Annotated in this window: 20 protein-coding genes and 1 pseudogene; 5 read left to right on the forward strand and 16 right to left on the reverse strand. The window is 46.1% G+C overall.

The annotated features are described in order from the left end of the window. Positions 1-6 precede the first annotated feature (6 nt). Positions 7-888, reverse strand: a complete 882-nt coding sequence (locus A9237_RS03675) for a LysR substrate-binding domain-containing protein (protein WP_078607693.1) — start codon at positions 886-888, stop codon at positions 7-9. Positions 889-1,044: 156 nt separating this feature from the next. Between A9237_RS03675 and nagE the strand changes: the two genes are divergently transcribed. Continuing rightward, positions 1,045-2,499 (forward strand): N-acetylglucosamine-specific PTS transporter subunit IIBC, encoded by a 1,455-nt coding sequence (gene nagE / locus A9237_RS03680; protein WP_078607694.1) that lies wholly within the window; start codon positions 1,045-1,047, stop codon positions 2,497-2,499. A 50-nt stretch (positions 2,500-2,549) separates the two neighbouring features. Here nagE and menE read toward each other — a convergent pair whose 3' ends face one another. The 6 genes from menE to A9237_RS03710 form a co-directional block, all read right to left on the reverse strand. Further along, positions 2,550-3,983, reverse strand: coding sequence for an o-succinylbenzoate--CoA ligase (menE, locus tag A9237_RS03685; RefSeq protein WP_078607695.1), 1,434 nt, complete (start codon positions 3,981-3,983; stop codon positions 2,550-2,552). Beyond that, on the reverse strand, positions 3,968-4,957 hold the full coding sequence (menC, locus tag A9237_RS03690) for an o-succinylbenzoate synthase (RefSeq protein WP_078607696.1): 990 nt from the start codon (positions 4,955-4,957) through the stop codon (positions 3,968-3,970). The genes menE and menC overlap by 16 nt, the downstream gene beginning before the upstream one ends. A 130-nt stretch (positions 4,958-5,087) precedes the next feature. After that, positions 5,088-5,954: a 1,4-dihydroxy-2-naphthoyl-CoA synthase gene (menB, locus tag A9237_RS03695; RefSeq protein WP_078607697.1), complete on the reverse strand. Its 867-nt coding sequence runs from the start codon at positions 5,952-5,954 to the stop codon at positions 5,088-5,090. A 26-nt stretch (positions 5,955-5,980) separates the two neighbouring features. Further along, complete coding sequence (menH, locus tag A9237_RS03700; protein WP_078607698.1) at positions 5,981-6,775, reverse strand: 2-succinyl-6-hydroxy-2,4-cyclohexadiene-1-carboxylate synthase; 795 nt, start codon at positions 6,773-6,775, stop codon at positions 5,981-5,983. Continuing rightward, a complete protein-coding gene (gene menD / locus A9237_RS03705) occupies positions 6,762-8,480 on the reverse strand; it encodes a 2-succinyl-5-enolpyruvyl-6-hydroxy-3-cyclohexene-1-carboxylic-acid synthase (protein ID WP_078607699.1) in 1,719 nt (572 codons plus the stop codon). Before menD ends, menH begins: the two co-directional genes overlap by 14 nt. Further along, a complete protein-coding gene (locus A9237_RS03710) occupies positions 8,477-9,784 on the reverse strand; it encodes an isochorismate synthase (protein WP_005437582.1) in 1,308 nt (435 codons plus the stop codon). The genes menD and A9237_RS03710 overlap by 4 nt, the downstream gene beginning before the upstream one ends. A gap of 217 nt (positions 9,785-10,001) precedes the next feature. Between A9237_RS03710 and A9237_RS03715 the strand changes: the two genes are divergently transcribed. The 3 genes from A9237_RS03715 (at position 10,002) to A9237_RS03725 (ending at position 13,222) form a co-directional block, all read left to right on the forward strand. Beyond that, entirely contained in the window at positions 10,002-11,216 is a 1,215-nt protein-coding gene (locus A9237_RS03715; RefSeq protein ID WP_005437583.1) for a pyridoxal phosphate-dependent aminotransferase, read from the forward strand. A gap of 83 nt (positions 11,217-11,299) precedes the next feature. Beyond that, positions 11,300-11,884, forward strand: a complete 585-nt coding sequence (gene yfbR, locus A9237_RS03720; protein ID WP_078607700.1) for a 5'-deoxynucleotidase — start codon at positions 11,300-11,302, stop codon at positions 11,882-11,884. A 3-nt stretch (positions 11,885-11,887) separates the two neighbouring features. Further along, positions 11,888-13,222 (forward strand): anti-phage deoxyguanosine triphosphatase, encoded by a 1,335-nt coding sequence (locus A9237_RS03725; protein ID WP_174575000.1) that lies wholly within the window; start codon positions 11,888-11,890, stop codon positions 13,220-13,222. Positions 13,223-13,242: 20 nt separating this feature from the next. On the opposite strand, the gene A9237_RS03730 is transcribed toward A9237_RS03725, so the two are convergent. After that, a complete protein-coding gene (locus tag A9237_RS03730; RefSeq protein WP_078607702.1) occupies positions 13,243-13,860 on the reverse strand; it encodes a tRNA-uridine aminocarboxypropyltransferase in 618 nt (205 codons plus the stop codon). Between the two features lie 3 nt (positions 13,861-13,863). Between A9237_RS03730 and rrtA the strand changes: the two genes are divergently transcribed. Then, positions 13,864-14,415 carry a rhombosortase gene (gene rrtA / locus A9237_RS03735; protein WP_078607703.1) on the forward strand — a complete coding sequence of 184 codons (552 nt, stop codon included), beginning with the start codon at positions 13,864-13,866 and terminating at the stop codon, positions 14,413-14,415. A 122-nt stretch (positions 14,416-14,537) separates the two neighbouring features. On the opposite strand, the gene A9237_RS03740 is transcribed toward rrtA, so the two are convergent. The 8 genes and pseudogenes from A9237_RS03740 to A9237_RS27625 all read right to left on the reverse strand — a co-directional run bounded on the left by A9237_RS03740 (position 14,538) and on the right by A9237_RS27625 (position 23,879). Beyond that, positions 14,538-14,837: a ComEA family DNA-binding protein gene (locus A9237_RS03740; protein ID WP_078607704.1), complete on the reverse strand. Its 300-nt coding sequence runs from the start codon at positions 14,835-14,837 to the stop codon at positions 14,538-14,540. 146 nt (positions 14,838-14,983) lie between these two features. Further along, positions 14,984-16,843, reverse strand: coding sequence for a peptidylprolyl isomerase (ppiD, locus tag A9237_RS03745; RefSeq protein WP_078607705.1), 1,860 nt, complete (start codon positions 16,841-16,843; stop codon positions 14,984-14,986). A gap of 214 nt (positions 16,844-17,057) precedes the next feature. After that, positions 17,058-17,330, reverse strand: coding sequence for an HU family DNA-binding protein (locus A9237_RS03750; protein ID WP_005430934.1), 273 nt, complete (start codon positions 17,328-17,330; stop codon positions 17,058-17,060). Positions 17,331-17,521: 191 nt separating this feature from the next. Then, complete coding sequence (lon, locus tag A9237_RS03755) at positions 17,522-19,873, reverse strand: endopeptidase La (RefSeq protein ID WP_005437599.1); 2,352 nt, start codon at positions 19,871-19,873, stop codon at positions 17,522-17,524. A gap of 130 nt (positions 19,874-20,003) precedes the next feature. Continuing rightward, positions 20,004-21,284, reverse strand: coding sequence for an ATP-dependent protease ATP-binding subunit ClpX (clpX, locus tag A9237_RS03760; protein WP_005430932.1), 1,281 nt, complete (start codon positions 21,282-21,284; stop codon positions 20,004-20,006). A 71-nt stretch (positions 21,285-21,355) separates the two neighbouring features. Next, positions 21,356-21,982: an ATP-dependent Clp endopeptidase proteolytic subunit ClpP gene (gene clpP, locus A9237_RS03765; RefSeq protein WP_005430931.1), complete on the reverse strand. Its 627-nt coding sequence runs from the start codon at positions 21,980-21,982 to the stop codon at positions 21,356-21,358. Positions 21,983-22,087: 105 nt separating this feature from the next. Beyond that, entirely contained in the window at positions 22,088-23,392 is a 1,305-nt protein-coding gene (gene tig, locus A9237_RS03770; RefSeq protein WP_005437602.1) for a trigger factor, read from the reverse strand. 274 nt (positions 23,393-23,666) lie between these two features. After that, positions 23,667-23,879, reverse strand: a pseudogene (locus A9237_RS27625) (hypothetical protein). Positions 23,880-23,899 lie beyond the last annotated feature (20 nt).

Here is a 23,899-nt window from a genome sequence, read left to right on the forward strand (position 1 = left end):
GCGAAATCAACTAAGTTGGCTTTCTACCCACGAGATAAAGGTTTTCACTTTAGGTCGGTGTTCGTAGCCAGACGGACAAATCAAATCGTATCCTAACTGGGTATCCATCACTGGGTAAGGACTAACTAGCTCGCCTTTGTCTAAGAGATCTTTGACGAATCGATATCGCCCCATCGCAACGCCAACGTTATTTCTTGCTGCTAGCACTGCCATATCACGATGGCTCACACAGTAAAAATGCTGAAAAACATCCACGTCCAGTCCCATATAAGCAACCCAGCGCTGCCAAACATCAGAACCAAGAGCGTGAATAAAGTTGATGCGATTGAGAGACTCAGTGCCGTCTTCTAAGATATTCAGTTCCTTCATGTACTGAGGCGTACAGACCGGAATGTATTTTTCGCCAAATAACCGCTGACGGTACACGTCAACCATATGATCCGTATCGTAGAAAATCGCCACATCAATCTGATTGGTCACCAAATCGAGTTGGTTTTCTTGGGCGAAAAGGTTGAGGTTAAAACCTGGGAAATGGCGTTGGAAATCCGCAATGCGAGGCATCAACCACCCATTCAAAAACCCAGGGGACGCAGCAATGTTGAGTTCACCCACCAAGTCCGTCGACTTGATCTCTTCAATCTCATTAAAAATGGTACTGAGTGACGTCGACAACGTTTTTTGAAATCGATGCCCTTCTGATGTCAGTTCAAGCTTTCGAGTGCCTCGAACAAACAGAGAGAAACCCAACTCCTGTTCTAGCACTTTGATGCGATGGCTCACGGCGCCTTGAGTCAAGTGCAGCTCTTTTGCCGCCTGCGTAAAGCTGAGATGCTTCGCTGCGATACTAAAGGTATGAAGGTTTCGAAGCAGTAACTGTTGATTTGCCATGATCGACCATGCATTAAAAATATTAATTCATGATAGTAGTGAATTCGTTTGTTTGCGTCGATAATTAAGTTTCAAATAGCCCTTAGAAACTTAATAAAAACGCCACTTTCAAACATAGATCATGTTTTAGGTGGTATTAAAATTATAGGGGCAAATATGAATATACTCGGCTACATGCAAAAAGTCGGTAAGGCATTAATGGTACCCGTAGCAACCCTACCTGCTGCGGCAATCTTGATGGGGATTGGCTACTGGATAGATCCGGTCGGCTGGGGTTCTGAAAGTGTCTTAGCAGCATTCCTCATTAAATCAGGCGGCGCAATCATCGACAACATGGCGGTACTGTTCGCCGTTGGTGTCGCTTTCGGATTAAGCAAAGACAAAAACGGCTCAGCAGCACTGTCTGGGTTTATCTGTTTTATGGTACTGACGACGCTATTGGCGCCAGGTGCCGTCACACAATTAATGGACGTCGCTGCGGATGAAGTGCCGGATGCATTCAATAAGATCAACAACCAGTTCATCGGTATTTTGGTAGGTATTATCTCCGCTGAAATCTACAACCGTTACTCAGGTGTCGAACTACCAAAAGCACTGGCGTTCTTTAGCGGCAAACGCCTAGTACCTATTCTCACCTCTATCGCAGGTATGGCGCTGGCGTTTGTTCTGCTTTACGTATGGCCTGTGATTTACGATGCATTAATTATTTTCGGAACCAAACTTGAATCCATGGATGCGGTTGGCGCGGGTTTATTTGGTTTCTTTAACCGTCTAATGCTAACAATCGGTATGCACCATGCGCTTTACCCTGTCTTCTGGTTTGATGTGGTTGGCATCAACGACATTCCAAACTTCTTAGGCGGCGCACAATCTATTGCTAACGGCACAGCTGTAGTCGGCCAAACGGGTATGTACCAAGCAGGCTTCTTCCCAATCATGATGTTTGGTCTACCGGGCGCTGCTCTTGCGATTTATCACTGTGCTGATAAGCAAAACAAAACCAAAGTGTTCTCAATCATGTTGGCTGCTGCGATGGCGTCTTTCTTCACTGGTATTACAGAGCCTCTAGAGTTCAGCTTTATGTTCCTAGCGCCAGTGCTGTACCTGATTCACGCTGTGCTGACTGGTATCTCAATGTACATTGCAGCAAGCATGCAGTGGATGGCGGGCTTTGGTTTCTCAGCTGGTTTTGTTGACTTCGTACTGTCAAGCCAAAACCCATTGGCAACCAAATGGTACATGCTGATCCCACAAGGCTTAGTCTTCTTTGCGATTTACTACAGCGTATTCCGCTTCGCGATCATCAAGTTCAACTTACGTACGCCGGGTCGTGGTGAGGACATGGAAAAAGAAGTCACTGAGAATATTGGTGAGCTAGCGAAAGATTACATCGCCGCAATTGGCGGTGCAGACAACATCCTAGAAGTGGACAACTGTATTACTCGACTTCGTTTAACCGTGAAAGATTCATCCCTAGCTGACGAAGCTAAGCTTAAACAGTTGGGTGCTGCTGGCGTAGTGATGATTGGTAAAGGCGGCTTACAAGTGATTATCGGTCTAGGAAAAGTAGATAAGGTAGCTGAGCAGATGAAACTCGCGCTCGCTAACTAAAGAATTGTGGTGACTCACCATCACCACATCCCCCTGAAGTGCAATAACGCTTAGTCACCGTTTTGCACTTCATTTTTTAACCAGTCTTTCACCGCTTTACGCGAGATTTTGATTCCCCCACCCAACAGGGTTTGAGGCATTGCGTAATACGCTATTGGCCATTTGAATTTTTCTAGCTTAGTTTGCAGATGTTGCTCGTATTGAGCTTTGTCCATTAATAACTCTGTCTGAATCACAGCTACTGGTCGGTGGCCAAATTCAACATCTTCTACTGGCACAACAATGCTTTGCGAAATACCCTCGATTTGGTTCAGTACCGCTTCAATTTCTTCGCAGTGAACATTCTCACCGCCAGAAATGAATTGGTTGTCTGCTCGGCCAATGATCTTAAGTTCATCGCCTTGCCACTCTCCGAGATCCTTACTGTCGAACCAACCGTTTTCATTCAGAAGTGAGGTAACTGAGCCTTGCTTGAAATAGCCTGCTGCTAGTGTTTGCCCGCCGATATAAATACGCTCTTCCACCAGCTTAATATCGCGATTTTGCAATAGGTGACCCGCGTTACTGATGCTATCGATTTGCTTTGCAGTTACGGTAGAGGCCGCTTCTGTCATGCCATAACCCAGCCAAGTTTCAATGCCTTGCTGTGTTGCTCGCAGTGCCAACTCATGAGCAACATGACTGCCGCCAAGTAAGACATGCGTGAGAGACAATGCGACTTGTTCATCCAGTAAACGCTTAAGCTGTGTCGCGACTAGAGAGGCATGAGAGACACCAAGAATATCATCAGCAAGATTTCCGTTTCCTACTTTGAGCGTTGCGCCTGCAAACAACCAACGGTAGACAATTGCCAAGCCTGACACGTGGTAAAGCGGCAAAGAAAGCAGCCAGCTATCTTCATGGTTGAATCGGAACTCAGCCAACAAACCTTGAGCTGAAGAAAGGTGCTGACGATGAGTATGTACCACGGCTTTAGGGGTGCCTGTTGAGCCAGAGGTAAACACAATAGACGCTAAAGCATCATGTGCGTAGCCTTCACTTGAACTGCCAGTGCCACATTGCGATTCGCTATCCAGAGTCGAAAGTTGGATGATACATAGTTGCGATAACTGCTGTTCGGAGTAACCACTGGCAACACCATCAGCAAACCACACAAAACGTTGTTGGGTTGGCTTATATAGCGTCGTTAGCTTACCTGAAAGCGCTTCAAAAGGCTGCGGCATGGTCAACGCAGCAATTGCGCCTATCTGCTGCGCAGCAAGATAAAACCACAGGGTTTCAACTTGGTTCTTACCGACTAACGTCACCACGTCTCCACTCGCCACACCCTGTTGCTGAAGGTAGCGAGCGTACAAGTCGACACGAGCAGTCAATTGCTGCCAGTTAACTTGCTCTTTGGTCGTCTCAAGCGCAATAGAAAAAGGGCTCACTTGAGCCCAATATTTCCATGGTGCAATCGCAATAGTATCTATGCTGAATACCACACTAACTCCTGCTCAGATAGCGGAAGAACTGGAAGCTCACACTTCGGCCAACCTTGCTCTAGCTGCGCTTTAAACAAACCAATGGTATCCAAACCTGGGATCTCATTAGGTAGTTGCCATTGTGCTAAACGAGCAAGTTGGTTCAGGCCAAGGCTTGATTCAATGCTTGAGCTGATCACGGCTTTAATACCTAATGTCTTCGCCTTTTCAATCAGCTTAATACAAAAATCAACTGAGCCGATCAGCGTTGGCTTGATGATGATGGTTTTTACGCCAGTGAGATCTTCTAAGCTGAAATCTTCACGGCGAACCGCATCTTGCAGTGTTTCATCCCACGCGATTGCAATACCCGTATTGATTGCGAAAGACAGGCTATCACCCGGAGAGCGGCATGGCTCTTCCAAGAAGGTAATACGCTGGCGTAATGATGGCGCAATGTATTTAGCAAACTGCTGGGCTTTTTCTGGCGTCCAAGCACGGTTTGCATCAAGACGAAGCGTCAGCTGTGGAATCGACTCAAGGAACAAGTTCACTAGCATGCCGTCACGAATAGGTTCGTACAAACCCACTTTTACTTTCGCGACTTTTTCGCCTTCCATTTCGTTCAGTTTCGGAATCAGATCGTCTGGATCACCGTTACACAGAGGGGCGACTTGGTACTTACCTTGCGCAGGTAAACCGCCTTCAAGTTCCAGCTGAGCCATAGACAGACCAAATGCAACCGATGGATACATGTGGTTGTAATCTAAAGGCAAGTTTGCCACCCAGCGTTCTGCTTGTGCTTGCAGCTGAATGCCCGCTTCTTCAGTGCCTTCTAGACTGAAGCCAACCAAAGGGGCAACTTCACCGCGACCAACCTTGTCACCGTCTGTTAATTCAAGGATATAACCTTTGCGTTCCGTCAGCTTGTTATCACGTAGTATTACGCCACTGTCCATTGGTAGACAGTAACGGTAAATCTTCGCTTTACGCATAATTCGAATCCTATGTAATGCCGTATATTCTGAGCTTTTTTAACGAGAGAACTCGCTAGTCTCCCAGAGGGCGAGACGCTCAGGACGAAAAACGAAACAGAGGAGCACAAAGGCTCCTCTTCTATACGGATTATGGGTTACGAGGGAACTTGTCGAAGTCTGGGCGACGTTTCTCGTTGAATGCGTTACGACCTTCTTGGCCTTCATCTGTCATGTAGAACATCATAGTCGCGTTACCCGCCAGTTCTTGCAGACCCGCTTGGCCATCACAGTCCGCGTTCAACGCAGCTTTCAAGCAACGCAGTGCCATTGGGCTGTGCTGTAGTACTTCACGACACCAACGAACGGTTTCTGTCTCTAGATCCGCTAGTGGCACTACTGTGTTTACTAGGCCCATGTCTACTGCTTCTTGAGCGTTGTAGAAACGACATAGGAACCAGATTTCGCGAGCTTTCTTTTGGCCTACGATACGAGCCATGTAAGATGCGCCCCAACCGCCGTCAAATGAACCCACTTTAGGGCCTGTTTGACCAAATTGAGCGTTGTCAGCCGCAATCGTTAGGTCACACATCATGTGCAGTACGTGACCACCGCCCACAGCCCAACCTGCTACCGATGCGATCACTGGTTTTGGACAAGTGCGAATATCACGTTGGAAGTCCAATACGTTTAGGTGGTGCGTACCTTGGTCGTCTTTGTAACCGCCGTAGTCGCCACGGATCTTCTGGTCACCACCAGAACAGAATGCGTCTTCACCTAGACCTGTCAGAATGATCACGCCAACACCAGAGTCGTAGCGTGCATCTGCCAACGCATCAATCATCTCTTTTACCGTTTGAGGACGAAACGCGTTACGCACTTGAGGACGTGCAATAGTGATTTTCGCGATACCATCTACAGACTTATGGTAATGAATGTCCTCGTATTTCTCGCTGCAATCTTTCCATTGAACCGGAGCGTAAAGTTCTTCTTCAGAAATGCCTACTGTTTTAGCCATGGTGATTCCCATTGTTCTCGTTGCTCTCACTCAAAGTGAGAATGAATTATTTGATTAACTTGCCTCGCAAATCGCTGTGGTTGCTCTTGGTGGACGTTATGTCCAGCACCTTCGATTTGTCGATACGCCAACCCGCTTGTCTCAGCCAGTTGGCTAAATTTTTTGTCTTTTTCGCCGCAGATATAATGCAGTGGAACCGCTTGCTGTTGCAGAGCTGGGAGCAAATAAGATTGCTTCGCTAATGACGTTGCAATCAGCATGTCCGCTACCGCGGAACCAAGATTAGCACTTCGTTTCGCAATCAATGTTTGTCTTTGCTCATGGTTTAGTGAAGAAAAGACCAACTGTTGGTACCAATCGTTCAAAACACAGGCAAGAGGCTCAGTTTTGAAACGCTTTGCCCAGCGCGAATCGTTTTCGAATCGAGCCTGTCTATCTGACTCACTTTGAAGCCCGAAGTTTCCTCCTTCAACAATGCTTCCACAAATATTGAGATCTGGAAAACATTGGTGAGCAAGGCCATGCATAGCAATGCGTCCACCCATTGAGTAACCAATCAGGATAAGCGGTTGTTGCGAAGGAAATAATAAAGATAGTGCGGAATTGAGTAATTTGCAGCAATCATTCAGATCGCTGCAAGAAATAAATTGGCTGTGCCCATGACCAGGGAGGTCAACCGTAACACGTTCATACTCGGGTAACGCGTTGATACACGCTTGCCAATCTTCACCGCTACCAAGCAAGCCATGCAAAAACACCAGAGTAGGCAAAGTACTACTTTGGTGCTTTTCCGTTGCTGGGAAGCGTTTAGAATAGAGCATGCAAATTCTTGTTGAAGGATTTTAGCTGCTCTACCGCTTGGTTCGATGGCGTTTGAACTTCAACCACTAACGCCCCTTCGCCGCTAGCAAAATGCTCAGAGACTATAGATTGATACTCAGCAAGCGTGTTCGGTTTGCGATACTGTAAACCAAACTGTTTCGCTGCATGTTCAAATTCATAGCCATGAGGCATTTGATAGAACGACTCGCGATGCTCTTGCGGTACAGGCAGTAAGTCAAAAATCGCACCACCATCGTTGTTAGTGATCACCAACACCGAAGGCAACTTGTTGTGCGTAAACAGTGCCAATGAGTTCAGCCCATATAAGGCAGAAGTATCGCCAATAAACATTAACATCGGGTTTTGGCGCGCGCGTTGTACCCCGCTTGCCGTTGCAAACAGGCCATCAATGCCAGACGCACCACGGTTAGTGAAAACCTCTGTGTTATCAAGCTTGCCGAACATGTCGATCAATCGAACAAACAGACTGTTGCCAACAAACAGATCCACACCTTGAGCACGCTCAGCCACATCAATCGCTAACGCAATCTCGCTCAACTCACTCTTAGGGTCAGATGCAAACAAGCCTTTCGCGTGTTGCGTGACCTGTTTGATATCCGCGGCAAGTTCATTTGCCCAACCAGCGTGTTCTGATGAAAACTCCGTCGTACGTTCAACCCATGAGCTTGGCTGCTCTGCCCAGTGCCATTGCGGTAAGTGACTTTGGTTATCTCGCTCTAATCGAGGCGATACGTACCAATATTGAATGTCACCACCTTGCTGATTGCGCGCTACGTGTTTTTCTAACCAGTGATTAAAACGTTTAGAAATGATTCGACTACCGAACTGCACGATTAAGTCACAGCAATCCAGTTGGCTTGCCAATTTCGGATTCTGTAACCATAAATCAAAGTGCGCCCAATCCGAGCTCACACCGCTTTGCGGATCGGCAAGGACTGGCCAGCCCATTTGCTCTGCAAACGCTTGTGCGGCTTGCGCCTGAACCAGTGGCAAACTACCAATGACCACCACACCTTTGTTATCCCCACAGCTTGGAATTGCACTGCTGGTTTTCGGGTTAAAGCGCTGGCAATACGTCACCTTGCTATCTCGCCAACCGGCAACGGTATCAAGGTAGTCCTGATAGGTGCTCTTTTCTGTATTGGAGTACAAAGGTTCTGGGAACGCACAGTTAATGTGAACCGCGCTGCCTCTTAGGCGCTGAGTAAACATCACCTCATCAACAGAAGTAAGCAACCAGTTCAACGGAGTTGATAGCGTAGGACTCGGCAGGTTAAGGCTGTCAGAGACATGTCCTGAAAAAATACCCAATTGATTAATAGCTTGGTTTGCACCGCAACCTACCAGTTCAACCGGACGGTCTGCCGTTAGCACCACCAGCTTTTCACCCGTCAGTTTTGCTTCAGCAATAGCAGGTAAAAGGTTAGCGACAGCGGTACCAGAGGTCACGATCAACGCAACCGGCTGTTTACTTGCCTTCGCAAGCCCAAGAGCCATAAAGCCTAAGCCACGCTCATCAAAGTGCGTGTGAATAGTAAAATTTGGGCTATCTGCCACCTCTACCGTTAAAGGTGTAGAGCGGGAACCGGGTGCGATACAAACGTGGTTCACACCAAAGCGGTTCAATTCTGTCAGGATGGTTTCAGACCAGATGCGATTCAATACAGCTTGATCTGCCTTCATGATGCAACCCCAAGCGGTGGGTGGTCTGAAATAAGAGATAGTAACGTCGACATTTTTTTATCTAACTCGGCCCATTCATGTTCTGCAATGGAGCCCGGAACAATACCCGCGCCAGCAAACAATTGGACTTGATCGCCTAAGATCAAAGCGCTTCTGATTGCGACACAAAACTCTGCACGCTCATGGCTAATGTAACCCATAGAGCCTGCATACCAGCCGCGTGCAAACGGCTCATTATCCAAAATAAATTGCATCGACTCTTTACGCGGTAAACCGGCTACCGCGGCGGTTGGCTGTAAAGCTGAAAGCAATTGAACACCGTTGATGCCTGCTTTCAGATCCGCATGAATATTACGCTTAAGGTGTTGGACTTTTCTTAGACGAACAAGTCGAGGCTCTTTTTCTACTTCAACGCTCTCTGAATGTGGCGACAAGCGATCAACAATATCATCCACCACATACTGGTTTTCGTTCAGGTTCTTTGAATCTTGAGATAACCAGTTTGCTAGCTCCATATCTTGCGTTGCATTGTCACCACGACCAATCGTGCCTGCCAATGCTTCAGTGTGGAGTTCATGCCCAACACGTGAATACAGGCGCTCAGGAGTAGAGCCCATAAAACTGTGTTTGCTGTCTAAGCTCAGTAGGAAATGGAAACTATGGTGGTTATTTAGGTAACTCGCTTTCAGGAGCTGCGCAGCAGAAAGTGTCGAATCTAAGCGAACTGTTGATTTGCGAGCTAAAACGACTTTTTTGAAATCGTCGTTCTCAATGCCTGTCAGTACTTTCTCTACCAAATCATTCCATTGAGGCTCTGTTGGCGCATGATCAATAGAACGAATATGAGAAGAAATTGGCGCAAGCATAGGCACATCACAAACCAGCTTTTTCAAGCCTGCTAATGTACGGGTCTTATCTTCTGAGATATTCACTGCAAGCGACCATTGCTGATCGAAGCGAATCAACTCGATTTGCGGTAGAAAGAAGAAAGACGGCATGCAGCGGCGATTTTTCTCGTGCTGACCATCGAATGAACGCCCACCCCATACGCGTTGGCCTTCGCCAAGGATCGTATAGGCAGGTCCTGGCTCAACAAATGAATGGAGCTGACCTAGGGCAACAACTTCTTCACGAGTATCACGGGACTGCCAGTAAAACTTGGGAAAAAGTGGTTGTGCTTCAAGCCAGTCAATAAACGCGAAATTGGGTTTCTCGCTGAGTGGCTCGACTAAACGTGTTTGATTGCCTTCCGTTTGCTGAACTCGCTCGATAATTCTCTTTACGGCTTGATGGAACTGTGACAAATCAACCTCGAAGTCTATGAGGATAAGGGATAACTGACGGCTACTCTAAGTTTAGACCCAAAGCAAATCAAGGTCGTATGCGATCTTTTGCAAAATCCTGTGATACCAACAGGACAAAAGTTAGCCACTAAACGGATAATTTACAGATTTTTATTCTAATAAAAAACAAATTATTGTACTTTAATAAAGAAATTAACGATTTTTTAGGAATTATACAATGCAAAATATCGGGATGTCGTCAAAACTCGACAATGTCTGCTACGACATTAGGGGTCCTGTACTCAAACATGCTAAGCGCATGGAGGAAGAAGGGCATAAAATCCTAAAGCTAAACATTGGTAACCCCGCCCCATTTGGTTTTGACGCCCCTGATGAGATTTTAGTAGATGTAATCCGCAATCTACCAACTTCTCAAGGCTACTGTGATTCCAAAGGCATCTACTCTGCGCGTAAAGCCGTTGTACAACATTACCAACGTAAAGGCATCCGCTCACTAGATGTTGAAGATGTATACGTAGGTAACGGCGTTTCAGAGCTAATCGTGATGGCAATGCAAGCGCTATTGAACAATGGCGATGAAATGCTGATCCCAGCACCAGACTACCCACTGTGGACCGCATCTGTTGCTCTGTCTGGTGGTAAACCTGTGCATTACATCTGTGATGAAGGCGCAGACTGGTATCCTGATCTAGAAGACATCAAAAAGAAAATCACCCCAAAAACGCGTGGTATTGTTCTGATCAACCCAAACAACCCAACGGGTGCGGTATACAGTCGTGATTTTCTACTAGAAGTTATCGAGATTGCCCGCCAACACAACCTGATCATCTTCGCTGACGAGATCTACGACAAAGTGCTTTACGACGGAGCAACACACACCTCAGTCGCGACCCTAACAGAAGATGTGCTAGTGATGACCTTCAACGGTTTATCAAAAGCATACCGTGTTTGTGGCTTCCGTGGCGGCTGGATGTTCCTAACCGGCCCTAAACATCTGGCGCAAGGTTACATCAATGGTCTTGAGCTTCTTTCGTCAATGCGTTTGTGCGCCAACGTACCGATGCAACACGCGATTCAAACCGCATTGGGTGGCTACCAAAGTATTAATGAGCTGATCTTGCCGGGTGGTCGTTTGCTTGAACAACGTAACCGTGCTTACGAGCTGATCAACCAGATCCCTGGGGTTTCTTGTGTGAAACCGAAAGGTGCTATGTACTTGTTCCCGAAAATCGACACCAAAATGTACAACATTAAGAATGACCAGCAGATGGTGCTCGATTTCTTGAAGCAAGAAAAAGTGCTACTCGTACAGGGCTCAGGCTTTAACTGGCCGAAACCGGATCACTTCCGTATCGTTACCCTGCCGCACGTAGAAGATCTTGAAACCGCGATTGGCCGCTTTGAGCGTTTCCTATCAACGTATAGCCAGTAGTAATTACTGCTGATCTCTCATATGCTTAGAGGAGCTCCTAGTGAGCTCCTTTTTTTGTATCAGAATCAAAATTGGAGACAGCAATGAAAGAAAGCCATTTTTTCGCCCACTTGGCACGAATGAAGCTAATCCAACGCTGGCCCTTAATGCGCTCAGTATCACCAGAAAACGTTTCTGAACACAGCTTGCAAGTCGCGTTTGTTGCTCATGCCCTTGCCCTAATCAAAAACAAAAAGTTTGGCGGTAAACTGAATCCCGAACGCATTGCTATTCTTGCGATGTACCATGACTCCAGTGAAGTATTAACGGGTGACCTTCCAACCCCAGTTAAGTATTACAACCCAGAAATTTCTAAAGAATATAAAAAGATAGAAGCAGCAGCCGAGCAAAAGCTACTATCCATGCTGCCAGAAGAATTCCAAGACGATTTTGCACCGTATCTGCTTTCACACTCGGCACATGAAGAAGATGCCTTGATCGTTAAGCAAGCCGACTCCATCTGTGCGTACTTAAAATGCCTCGAAGAACTGAGCGCAGGTAACCACGAGTTTGCCTTGGCTAAAAAGCGCCTAGACATCACACTGCAAGAACGCAAAACACCAGAAATGGAATTCTTCCTTCATACCTTTGCCCCAAGTTTTGAATTATCGCTGGATGAAATCAGTTAGTTGATGGAGAGAAAAGTGTCGTTTGAATTAGATGCCTTGTGGCAAGAACGCCATGATGATGAACATAAAATCCGCCGTGACGATCATCGTAGTCCTTATCAGCGAGATCGCGCTCGTATACTGCACTCTGCGGCATTTCGTCGCCTACAAGCGAAAACTCAAGTCCACGGCAACAGCTTAGAAGACTTTCACCGTACTCGCCTGACTCACTCTCTTGAAGCAGCACAATTGGGTACGGGCATTGTGGCTCAACTGAAAAAGAAACAACCAGAATTCCGAGATTTGCTGCCTTCAGACAGTTTGATTGATTCGCTCTGTTTGGCACACGATATCGGTCATCCGCCTTATGGTCACGGTGGCGAAGTCGCGCTGAACTACATGATGCGTGAACATGGCGGCTTTGAAGGCAATGCCCAGACGTTTCGTATTGTCACCAAGCTAGAACCTTACACCGAACACTTTGGCATGAACTTGTCACGCCGCGCCTTACTCGGTTTGATTAAATACCCTGCACTGCTGAGTCAAACAAGAGCACTTTGCACGCCCGAGCCTGTCGAGCATCAACGCAAACTCAAAGCCAAAGACTGGAGCCCCGCAAAAGGCCTTTATGACTGTGATAAAGACTTGTTTGATTGGGTCATTGCACCACTGACGGACAATGACAAAGCCCTGTTGAGTCAAATGCGCTGTCGTCCGGAATCAGACTTAGAACACTGTAAAACTCGCTTTAAATCGCTCGACTGCTCGATCATGGAACTTGCGGACGATATCGCTTACGGCGTGCATGATTTGGAAGATGCGATAGTGCTTGGCATGGTCACTCGTCAGCAATGGCAAGAAGGCGCAGCCAGTCAATTAGCGGATTGTGGTGACCCGTGGTTTGAGGAGCACATTGGTTCTATCGGCCAAATGCTGTTTAGTGGTAAACATCATGAGCGTAAAGATGCGATTGGTGGCATGGTGAATGCGCTGTTGACCAGTATCTCAATCAAAGTGGTGGATGAACCGTTCAATAACCCGCTCTTAGCTTGGAATGCCTGTTTAGAGCCACACATGGCCAAAGCACTAGAAGTACTCAAACACTTCGTGAGCCAATATGTGATTCAAGTGCATCAAGTGCAGATCGTAGAGTACAAAGGCCAGCAGATCATCATGGATTTGTTTGAAGCTCTAAGTGCGGACCCTGAGCGTCTGCTACCACCGCACACTCGCTCACTATGGCAAGAAGCAAGCTGCGAAAGTACAAAGATGCGCGTGATTGCAGATTACATCTCAGCAATGACCGATGGCCACGCACAAAAGCTGCATCGACAGTTGTTCTCTTCAATAGTCCTTTAGAGAAGTACTCTATCGCTTCGCTACTCGTCTTTCAGATAGTTCTTTTCAAATACGCCCGGAGGCATCTGGGCGATTTGAAATTCAATCATCTTCTCAAACGCCGTTAGCAAAGGCGTGAAATCTTTCCCAGACTCCAACAAGCTCAGAGCATGAAAGCCTGCTTCCACTGTTGATAAGCTGTTGTTCGAAGGAGCCTTACGAATGGTGTAATGACCTTGCAGATCCTCTGGCAGTTTAACCGTTGGGATGGCATGCAAGTTGGTCGAAAGTTGCCACATCTTGTAAGCTTTCTTCCAAGTACCATCGAGTAAAATCAAACGTATTTTCTTATCTGCCGTCGCTCCAACCGTCGCCAACTCTGAAAGGCACAACGATTGTTCTGAAGGGTAAAGAATGAAATATTGGTAGGCGTCGTCCTCAAGCAACGCGTTCAACGCTGCATTGTCAGAAAAGTCTTCTCCAATCAGGCAAGTACAATGATTTAGGCTCAAATTGAGAATCCGTGCCGTACCAAGAGGACGATGTTCTTCACTCGTATGCTGAAGGATGATAAGTTCAACCTCGTTTGCTAGCGGTACAATCCATTGGCAAATACAAGCTTTGCGCGACTTTCCACACTGAGAACAATAACGAGACATAGAGTGAACCTTTATACATTGCTGAGCATCATCAGCGTTATCTGTTTAATACTGCAATTCGAACCAATGGCAAGCCTAACCGAATGGCACGCTTACAACATACGCCATGGCGAATGGTGGCGAATCGTAACAGGAAATCTGACGCATACCAACTTTGCTCACCTAGGGATGAATTTAGCGGGCTTATGGGTAATTGGATTCATCTTTCACCCTTCGGTGCGTAACTTCTCTATCGTCTTTCTTGTTCTATGTACCTTCGTCGGTGCAATGAACTTATTCACCAATATGTCGGTTTACGTTGGATTGTCTGGAGTTCTACACGGATTGTTTGGTTTCTGGGCTCTGGCAGAGGTTTTCGACGGTAGAAGAAGCAGTTTAGTACTGGTAGGCGGTTTAATTGCAAAAGTCGCTTGGGAGCAGTTCTACGGCCCTTCAACAAGCACGGCGGCAATGATTGGTGCTCGCGTCGCTGTTGATGCTCACCTATTTGGTGCTATCGGGGGTATGGGCATGGCTTGGCTAGAAAAACTAACGCATCGTCGTATATTCGGTTAATACGCTTCAATCTGAGTGAGCACAAACCTCGATAAAACAAAAAATCCCGAACCAGAAAAACGCTTTGGTTCGGGAAAGCAGTAATAGGAAACAGAACTTCGCTTTTCAACTCAAAGCGTGAATCAAAGTAAGATGCGATCTTGGTTCTTTTTCACCGTCGCTTCACCAATGCCTTTCACTTTGCTTAAGTCCGCTGCGGTTTTAAATGGGCCATGTTCGTTGCGGTACTCAACAATGTCTTGCGCCTTTTTCGTTCCAATACCATTCAATAGTGTCGCAATTTCTTCCGCGGTAGCCGTATTCACATTAACGGTAATTTCAATGCCTTCATACTTGGCCGTTTTTGTCGTTGCTGACTTGCTTTCTTCCGCCCAGCTCATTGGCGCCAATAGCAGCAAGCACAGTGTTAACATCCATTTCACCTGAGTATCCTCCCTTAAATCGAATTATCAAAAACGAGGATCACTCTAGGAAAAGTGTTGCTGTCATAGAAGTTGGTTCAGACAAAAATAAAACGGGCCGCTAATGCGACCCGTTTTAGTTAACATGCAAATTACATCAGTAATGCTTAGTTGCTCACAACAAAGTATTCAATGTCAGTGTTTGCGCGCAGTACCGCGATTACTGAAGAAAGGTCTAGCTGAGAAGACGCACGTTGCATTTGTGTCGCCACTTGCTCTTCTAGAGCGCTGTCTAGCTCTGCGTGAACCGCGTCTAGCTCAACAACCACGATGTTACCTTCTAGGTCTTTAGATTGACCGTAAACAGGCTTACCATCGACTGGTTTCGCCATCGCAAATACTGTTGATGCTAGCGGAGAACGACGGTCTACAGACTCTTGCTCACCAAACGCTAGGTTGTTTTCAGCAAGAATGTCTTTGTTACCTTCTTTCAGAGCCGCAACGACTTTAGTACCTAGTTCGATTGCGCCTTGCTCACCTTTAACGCGAGATAGCTCAGCAACCACTTGGTCTTTCACTTCGTTTAGAGGAAGTACAGTCTCATCACGAGCATCTTCAACGCGAACAACGATGATGTGCTCTGGTGCAACTTCGATTGCTTCAGAGTTTAGGCCATCTTCTTTCACTTCAGGGCTTAGAATTGCTTGCATTACCGCTTGGTTCTTCAGCACTTCTGGAGCGTCAGCTTGAGAGATGAAGTCTGTTGTCTTCACTTTTTGGCCAACAGCTTTAGATGCGTCATCTAGAGAATCAGGGAACTCAAACGCCACTTTTTCAAGTTCGTTTTGTAGTTCGTAGAATTGATCAACCGCTTTCTGGTCAATCATCTCTTGTTTGATTTCAGCCGCAACTTCTGAGTAAGGCTTAGCAACCGCACCTTTTAGCTCTTCAAGCTTGATGATGTGGTAACCGAAGTCAGACTTCACTAGACCAGTCATATCGCCTGGATTCTTAAGAGCAAATGCCGCTTCTTCAAATGCTGGGTCCATTACATCGCGCTCAATCCAACCTAGGTCGCCGCCGTTTTCTGCGCTACCAAAGTCGTCTGATTTTTCTTTCGCTACTGTTGCGAAGTCAGCGCCTGCGTTTAGCTCGTCAAGAATCGCTTGTGCTTTCGCTTCGTCATCACCCTCAACTAAGATGTGCGCTACGCGACGTTGCTCTTCTGTAGAGTACTTGTCTAGGTGCTCGTCGTAGTATTTCTTAACGTCTTCGTCAGAAACTTGAACTTGCTTCTTAAGCTCTTCAGCTGAAAGCTCAATGTAAGCAACTTTAACTTGCTCAGGACGAGTGAACATGTCTGGGTTTGCTTTGTAGTAATCTTGAATTTCTTGATCAGTCAAATCTACTTTCTTAGCAAACTCATTCAAATCGATAGTGATTGTGCGAACGTCACGAGTTTGAGTGAACAGTTTACCTTCTGCCTGAACTTCGCCAGGTAGTGTGAATTCACTCGTTTGAAGTGCGTTCAATAGTTGCTCACGAACCAATTCACGGCGCATGTACTCTGCAAATGAGTCTGGAGAGAAACCAGCACGACGCAGAGACGCTTGGTAAATGTCTTGATCAAATTGACCGTTAGATTGGAACTGAGGCATGTCTAGAATCATGCTACGTACTTGTGCATCGCTAATGCGTAGACCAAGCGCTTCTGCTTGTTGGTCAAGCAGCACGTCGTTGATCATGCGATCTAGAACAGATTTGCGGAAAGATTCAACGTATGCAGGGTCAGCCAGCATTTGAGAGAAGTAATCACCCAATTGAGCTTGCATGCGGTTGCGCTCATTTTGGTATGCCATCTCGAACTCACCACGAGCAATCTCGGTGTTACCTACTTTCGCTGCTGAGTTGTTGTTGCCACCAACGATGTAGCTACCTACACCTGCAAATACGAAAGATAGGATGATAAGTCCAAGGATAATTTTGACCGCGATGCTGTTCACGCCTTCGCGTAGTCGATCCATCATAATTTAACTGCTCTCCACAATTGAAGCCGACTGCTTCTAATAGAAAATGTAATGTCGCGATAATATCAGAAAAAGAAATGCGCATCAGTAGGATGCGCATAATTTAAAAAAGTTCGGCTCTTAGTTTGTAAATTTTTGTTCAAATTTGAGTATTTGAGCAAAAGTTATGCAATGGCCGTCAGCAGAACTAGCTTTGTGTCAGTGACACAAAGAATTAGTTACAAGCGTCTTTTAGAGCTTTACCAGCTTTGAAAGAAGGTACTTTAGCTTCTGCGATTTGGATTTCTTCACCAGTTTTTGGGTTACGACCTGTGCGTGCTGCACGAGTACGTACGCTGAACGTACCGAAGCCAACAAGAGCAACTTGATCACCAGACTGAAGCGTACCACTTACTGCTTCGATGAATGCGTCTAGAGCGCGACCAGCTGATGCTTTAGAGATGTCTGCGTTTTCTGCGATTTGTTCTACTAGTTGAGTTTTATTCACTGTGATTTCCCCTTTGTGTCATCTGTGATTATTTTTGTGATGACGTTCGTTCCATAATTAAGAAAATATGCTCCACCCCTTATTCTTCAAGGGCTGGAAGCTATCGAACTTAACTTAGCGTCCAAAAAAAACGCTGACAAGCCTTTTTAGGCCTATCAGCGTAAAGTTTTACTTATTTTTGCTGCACATCACTATTTTTGAGACTCAAACTCAACGCCTGTCGGGTCTCGCTCTAGTGCAACTTTAAGAACTTCGTCGATCCACTGTACTGGGATAACCTGCAGATCCGCGATAACATTTTCTGGAATCTCTTCCAAATCGCGCTCATTGTCCTTCGGAATCAGTACAGTTTTGATGCCACCACGGTGTGCCGCAAGTAACTTCTCTTTTAGACCACCGATAGGTAGAACTTCACCACGTAGCGTAATCTCACCTGTCATACCCACTTCTGCTTTTACAGGGTTACCCGTCAAGCTAGAAACTAGTGCTGTACACATTGCGATACCCGCACTTGGGCCGTCTTTTGGTGTCGCACCTTCCGGTACGTGTACGTGGATATCACGTTTCTCGTAGAAGTCTGAGTTGATACCCAGTTTCTCGGCACGTGAACGAACAACCGTCATTGCTGCTTGGATCGACTCTTTCATAACATCGCCAAGAGAACCGGTTTGCGTTAGCTTACCTTTACCCGGCATCGCTTCCGTTTCGATCGTAAGAAGGTCACCGCCCACTTGTGTCCAAGCTAGACCAGTTACTTGACCGATACGGTTGCTGTCATCCGCTTTACCGAAATCATGACGTTGAACACCTAAGTATTCTTTTAGGTTTTCCATCGTAACTGTCACTGACTTCAAGCTCGTATCCAGCAGGATGTTTTTCACTGCTTTACGACAGATCTTAGAAATCTCGCGCTCTAGGCTACGTACACCCGCTTCACGCGTGTAGTAACGAATGATACCGATGATTGCAGAATCTTCGATGGTAATTTCGTTTGGTTTCAGACCATTACGCTTAACTTGTTTATCAACAAGGTGACGTTTTGCGATGTTTAGTTTCTCGTCTTCTGTGTAACCAGACAGACGAATCACTTCCATACGGTCTAGTAGAGGACCAGGAATATCCATCGAGTTAGACGTCGCAACGAACATAACGTCAGATAGATCGTAATCTACCTCTAGGTAATGGTCGTTAAACGCGTTGTTTTGTTCTGGGTCTAGAACTTCAAGCAGTGCTGAAGATGGATCGCCACGCATGTCTGAAGACATCTTGTCGATTTCATCCAGAAGGAACAGTGGGTTTTTCACGCCTACTTTCGACATCTTCTGAATAAGTTTGCCTGGTAGCGAACCAATGTATGTACGACGGTGACCGCGGATTTCAGCTTCATCACGTACACCACCTAGTGCCATACGTGTGTACTTACGACCCGTTGCCGCTGCAATAGAACGACCTAGCGATGTTTTACCAACACCAGGAGGACCAACAAGACAAAGGATTGGACCTTTCAGTTTGTTGATACGGTTTTGTACCGCCAAGTACTCAAGAATACGTTCTTTAACGCGCTCTAGGCCATAGTGGTCTTCGTTCAGAATCTCTTCTGCTTTCGCAAGGTTCTTCTTCACTTTAGAACGCTTGTTCCAAGGCACGCTCACCATCCAATCGATGTAGCTGCGTACCACTGTCGCTTCTGCAGACATTGGAGACATCATCTTAAGCTTTTGCAGCTCTTGTTCTGTCTTTTCACGCGCGTCCTGAGGCATTTTCGATTCTTCAATCTTTTGCTTCAGTGTCTCGAACTCGTCAGGAGCATCTTCCATCTCGCCAAGTTCTTTCTGAATCGCTTTCATTTGCTCATTCAGGTAGTACTCGCGCTGAGATTTTTCCATCTGCTTCTTAACACGACCGCGGATGCGTTTCTCAACTTGAAGAAGATCGATTTCTGATTCCATCTGGCCCATAAGGAACTCTAGACGCTCAGTTACATCGATGATTTCAAGTACTTGTTGTTTGTCTACAAGCTTAAGAGGCATGTGCGCTGCAATGGTATCTGCTAGGCGCGCCGCTTCGTCAATACCGCTTAGCGAAGTGAGCACTTCTGGCGGGATCTTTTTGTTTAGCTTGATGAAGCCTTCAAATTGGTTGATAGCGCTGCGAACAATCACTTCTTGCTCACGCTCTTCAAGTTCAGGCGTTACCACAAACTCTGCCTCAGCAAGGAAGAATTCGCTTTCTTTAAAGTGGTTGATCTTCGCGCGTTGCTGACCTTCCACCAGCACTTTAACCGTGCCGTCAGGTAGCTTAAGAAGTTGGAGGATGGTTGCAACCGTACCTACTTCAAATAGGTCGTCAACCGTCGGCTCATCAGTGTCCGCTTGCTTTTGTGCCACAAGCAGAACTTGTTTGTTTGTTTCCATCGCTGTTTCTAGACAGCTAATCGATTTTTCACGACCAACAAACAATGGAATAACCATGTGTGGGTAGACCACTACGTCACGTAGAGGTAATACCGGGATCTCGATACGCTCGGAACGTTCCAAGTTCATATAATTCTCTCTTCCGCTTTCACGTTTAACGTATTACTTAAGGCAGTATATGGGGTCTAATTATTTGGATTCAATAAGAGAAATAAAAAAAGGAGGTAATTACTTACCTCCTTTCTATTCATGGCTGAATTTATTCTGCTCCAGCGGCCTGATTGTCGGCGTTGCTGTAAATGAGCAATGGTTCTGATTCACCGTTAATCACTGATTCATCAATCACGACTTTACTTACGTCCGTCGCTGATGGCAGTTCATACATGGTTTCTAGCAGAACGCTTTCTAAGATTGAGCGTAGACCACGAGCACCCGTTTTACGCTCCATTGCTTTCTTAGCGATAGCACGTAGTGCGTCTTCACGGAACTCAAGTTCAGCGTCTTCTAGTTCGAACAATGCTGCGTATTGCTTGGTCAGTGCGTTCTTCGGTTCACATAGGATCTGAATTAGCGCTTCTTCATCAAGCTCTGTCAGTGTTGTTGTTACTGGTAGACGACCGATAAACTCAGGAATCAGGCCGTATTTCACTAGATCTTCAGGCTCTACCTGAGTAAATAGTTCACCGACTGTTTTGGTTTCGTTCTTAGAGCGCACTTCTGCGCCAAAACCAATACCTGTGCCTGTCGCTACACGCTGTTCAATCACTTTATCTAGGCCAGCAAATGCACCACCACAGATGAACAGGATCTTAGACGTGTCCACTTGTAGGAATTCTTGCTGTGGATGCTTACGACCACCTTGTGGTGGAACCGATGCAACCGTACCTTCGATAAGTTTTAGTAGCGCCTGCTGAACACCTTCACCAGATACGTCGCGCGTAATAGATGGGTTTTCAGCTTTACGAGAAATCTTGTCAATTTCGTCAATGTATACAATGCCGCGTTCAGCCTTCGCTACATCGTAATCACATTTTTGCAGAAGCTTCTGGATGATGTTTTCAACGTCTTCACCTACGTAACCAGCTTCGGTTAGTGTGGTAGCGTCGGCCATTGTAAATGGCACATCCAAGAATCGAGCTAGCGTCTCAGCAAGCAGAGTTTTACCACTACCCGTTGGACCAATTAGAAGGATGTTACTCTTACCAAGCTCCACACCTTCGCTCGTTGTATCACCATTGCGTAAACGCTTGTAGTGGTTATATACCGCAACTGCGAGCACTTTTTTCGCGTAATCTTGTCCGATCACATAGTCATCAAGGTGTTCACGGATCTGTTTTGGCGTTGGTAACGCTTCAGATTCTTTCTTAGGGAGAACATCCTTGATTTCTTCGCGAATGATATCGTTACATAAGTCGACACACTCGTCGCAAATGTAAACTGACGGACCTGCGATTAGCTTGCGAACTTCGTGCTGACTTTTGCCACAGAAAGAGCAGTACAGCAATTTGCCGCTGCCGCTTTCTTTGCTTTTATCTGTCATTCGCTAACCTCTTAGCCTTTACTCTTTATGAATGAGTGTATATCAAATTTAGCCAAAATGCGCTGGCTAAATTACTCGCCGCGGTGGCTCAACACTGCATCCACAATACCGTATTCTACAGCCTGATCTGCCGACATGAAGTTATCACGATCAGTATCGCGTTCAATCACTTCAAGAGGCTGGCCTGTATGCTCTGCCAATAGGTTGTTTAGCTTCTGCTTGATGGTCAGGATTTCCTGAGCATGGATTTGGATATCAGAAGCTTGACCTTGGAAGCCACCAAGTGGTTGGTGGATCATCACACGTGAGTTAGGCAGAACGTAACGCTTACCCGGCGCACCACCTGCAAGCAGGAACGCACCCATTGAGCAAGCTTGACCCATACATACTGTGCTCACATTTGGCTTGATGAACTGCATTGTGTCGTAAATAGACATACCTGCAGTTACGCTGCCGCCTGGTGAGTTGATGTATAGGAAAATATCTTTATCTGGATTTTCAGATTCTAGGAAAAGTAGCTGAGCCACGACAAGGTTTGCCATGTGGTCTTCCACTTGACCGGTTAAAAAGATCACGCGCTCTTTAAGCAAGCGTGAGTAAATGTCGTAAGAGCGTTCGCCGCGGGAAGTTTGTTCAACCACCATTGGCACTAGCGCGTCAATAATTGGCGACATTGCATTTTTTTCTTGGTAGCTCATATTCTTATGTCCCTAAAATAAATGGCCCGGATGATGTGTATCATACGGACCATTGTTAGCAGAATAGTCGACGTTAAGTCAACCTTCTACGCAAGATATTGCTTATTAAGCAGCAGGTTGTTGGTTAAGTAGCTCGTTGAAGCTTACTTCTTTCTCAGTAACCTGTGCTTTAGCGATGATCGCGTCGATTGCTTGCTCTTCTAGAGCAACGTTACGCATGTTGTTCATCATTTGCTCGTTTTGCTCGTAGTAAGCAATAACTTCTGATGGATCTTCGTAAGCTGTTGCCATCTCTTCGATTAGCGCTTTTACTTTCTCGTCGTCAGCTTTTAGCTCTTCAGACTTGATTACTTCACCTAGAAGAAGACCAACTACAACGCGACGTTTAGCTTGCTCTTCGAACAGTTCACGTGGAAGCTGTGCAGCTGCTTCTGGGTTGCCACCGAAGCGTTGAGAAGCTTGTTGACGAAGAACTTGGATTTCTTGGTCGATAAGTGCAGCTGGTACGTCGATTTCGTTTTGCTCAACTAGACCGTCGATAGCTTGCTCTTTGATGCGGTTCTTAACAGCTTGCTTAAGTTCGCGCTCCATGTTCTTACGAACTTCAGCTTTAAGTGCTTCAACGCCGCCTTCAGCAACACCGAACTTAGAAACGAACTCGTCGTTTAGTTCTGGTAGTTCACGAGCTTCAACTTTGTTCACTTTGATTGCGAACTTAGCTGCTTTACCTTTTAGGTTCTCAGCGTGGTAATCTTCTGGGAAGTTTACGTCGATTTCGAATTCCATACCTTTAGTTTTACCTTCGATACCGTCTTCGAAACCTGGGATCATGCGACCAGCGCCCATTTCTAGTGGGAAGTTCTCAGCTTTACCGCCTTCAAACTCTTCACCGTCGATAGAACCAACGAAGTCGATGCTTACGCGCTTACCAGCTTCTGCAGCTTCTTCAACTTCTGCCCAAGTAGCTTGTTGCTTACGTAGAGTTTCGATCATCTCTTCTACGTCTGCATCGTTAACTTCTGTTGTTGGTTTTTCAACAGTGATGCTTTCTAGGCCTTTTAGTTCAACTTCTGGGTAAACTTCGAAAGTTGCAGTGAATACTAGATCTGCGCCTTCGTTGTTTTCAACTGGAGCGAAAGTTGGAGCGCCAGCTGGGTTGATTTTCTCTTTTACGATCGCTTCGATGAAGTGACGTTGCATAACTTCACCAAGAACGTCTTGACGTACTGCTTTGCCGTACATCTTAGCAACCATTTTTAGAGGCACTTTACCCTTACGGAAACCATCGAAACGACGGTTTTTAGCGATGTTGCGTAGTTCAGCTGTTACAGCGTCTTCGATGTTTGCAGCTGGAACAGTAATGTTTAGACGGCGCTCTAGGCCTTCTAGCGTTTCAACAGTAACTTGCATTATATATAAACCTCTAAAGTGGCCCGGTCTTCCCGAGCGTATGAGCGAGACTCTTTGAGTTCACGCTTCATCCTTGTGTAGTGTCCTGTCCGAACACCTAATTTAAAATCGAGTATCGATGCTGAATCTCAACACCGGACTAATCAGTGATATCTTCGGCGTCATCACCAAAGGTATCTCCTATTAGCCTCAGGACAGAATTTTTAGACGCGACATTCTAGCGATCTGTCGCAACCCTGTCGAGCCAATAGCCACTATGTGGACATTGTCTGCGCTAAATTCTCGAATACCGACTCAAAAAATAGCGAAAAATGCGATTTGAATACCGCTTCAACGCTGCCAGCATATCTAGAATGGGGACAATAGCGACTTTTTCAAGAGAATCGACAGCTTTTTTTATTGAAAAGCCTAAAAAGAGATCTTGCTCTTGTTTTACTCCACAGAGTTGGAAACTAAATCCCTATTCATTCCTACAAACCATTAACATTTTCTTATGTGGTAAAAGGG

This window comes from Vibrio owensii, assembly GCF_002021755.1.
GTDB classification, from domain to species: Bacteria; Pseudomonadota; Gammaproteobacteria; order Enterobacterales; family Vibrionaceae; genus Vibrio; species Vibrio owensii.

Coding starts and splice junctions, on each gene's coding strand:
- A9237_RS03730 (WP_078607702.1), bottom strand. CDS start 13,860: ATGTCTCGTTATTGTTCTCAGTGTGGAAAGTCGCGCAAAGCTTGTATT.
- menD (WP_078607699.1), bottom strand. CDS start 8,480: ATGAAGGCAGATCAAGCTGTATTGAATCGCATCTGGTCTGAAACCATC.
- yfbR (WP_078607700.1), top strand. CDS start 11,300: ATGAAAGAAAGCCATTTTTTCGCCCACTTGGCACGAATGAAGCTAATC.
- A9237_RS03715 (WP_005437583.1), top strand. CDS start 10,002: ATGCAAAATATCGGGATGTCGTCAAAACTCGACAATGTCTGCTACGAC.
- menH (WP_078607698.1), bottom strand. CDS start 6,775: ATGCTCTATTCTAAACGCTTCCCAGCAACGGAAAAGCACCAAAGTAGT.
- nagE (WP_078607694.1), top strand. CDS start 1,045: ATGAATATACTCGGCTACATGCAAAAAGTCGGTAAGGCATTAATGGTA.
- A9237_RS03725 (WP_174575000.1), top strand. CDS start 11,888: ATGGAGAGAAAAGTGTCGTTTGAATTAGATGCCTTGTGGCAAGAACGC.
- menC (WP_078607696.1), bottom strand. CDS start 4,957: ATGCGTAAAGCGAAGATTTACCGTTACTGTCTACCAATGGACAGTGGC.
- menB (WP_078607697.1), bottom strand. CDS start 5,954: ATGGCTAAAACAGTAGGCATTTCTGAAGAAGAACTTTACGCTCCGGTT.
- A9237_RS03675 (WP_078607693.1), bottom strand. CDS start 888: ATGGCAAATCAACAGTTACTGCTTCGAAACCTTCATACCTTTAGTATC.
- tig (WP_005437602.1), bottom strand. CDS start 23,392: ATGCAAGTTACTGTTGAAACGCTAGAAGGCCTAGAGCGCCGTCTAAAC.
- clpP (WP_005430931.1), bottom strand. CDS start 21,982: ATGAGCTACCAAGAAAAAAATGCAATGTCGCCAATTATTGACGCGCTA.
- clpX (WP_005430932.1), bottom strand. CDS start 21,284: ATGACAGATAAAAGCAAAGAAAGCGGCAGCGGCAAATTGCTGTACTGC.
- lon (WP_005437599.1), bottom strand. CDS start 19,873: ATGAACTTGGAACGTTCCGAGCGTATCGAGATCCCGGTATTACCTCTA.
- ppiD (WP_078607705.1), bottom strand. CDS start 16,843: ATGATGGATCGACTACGCGAAGGCGTGAACAGCATCGCGGTCAAAATT.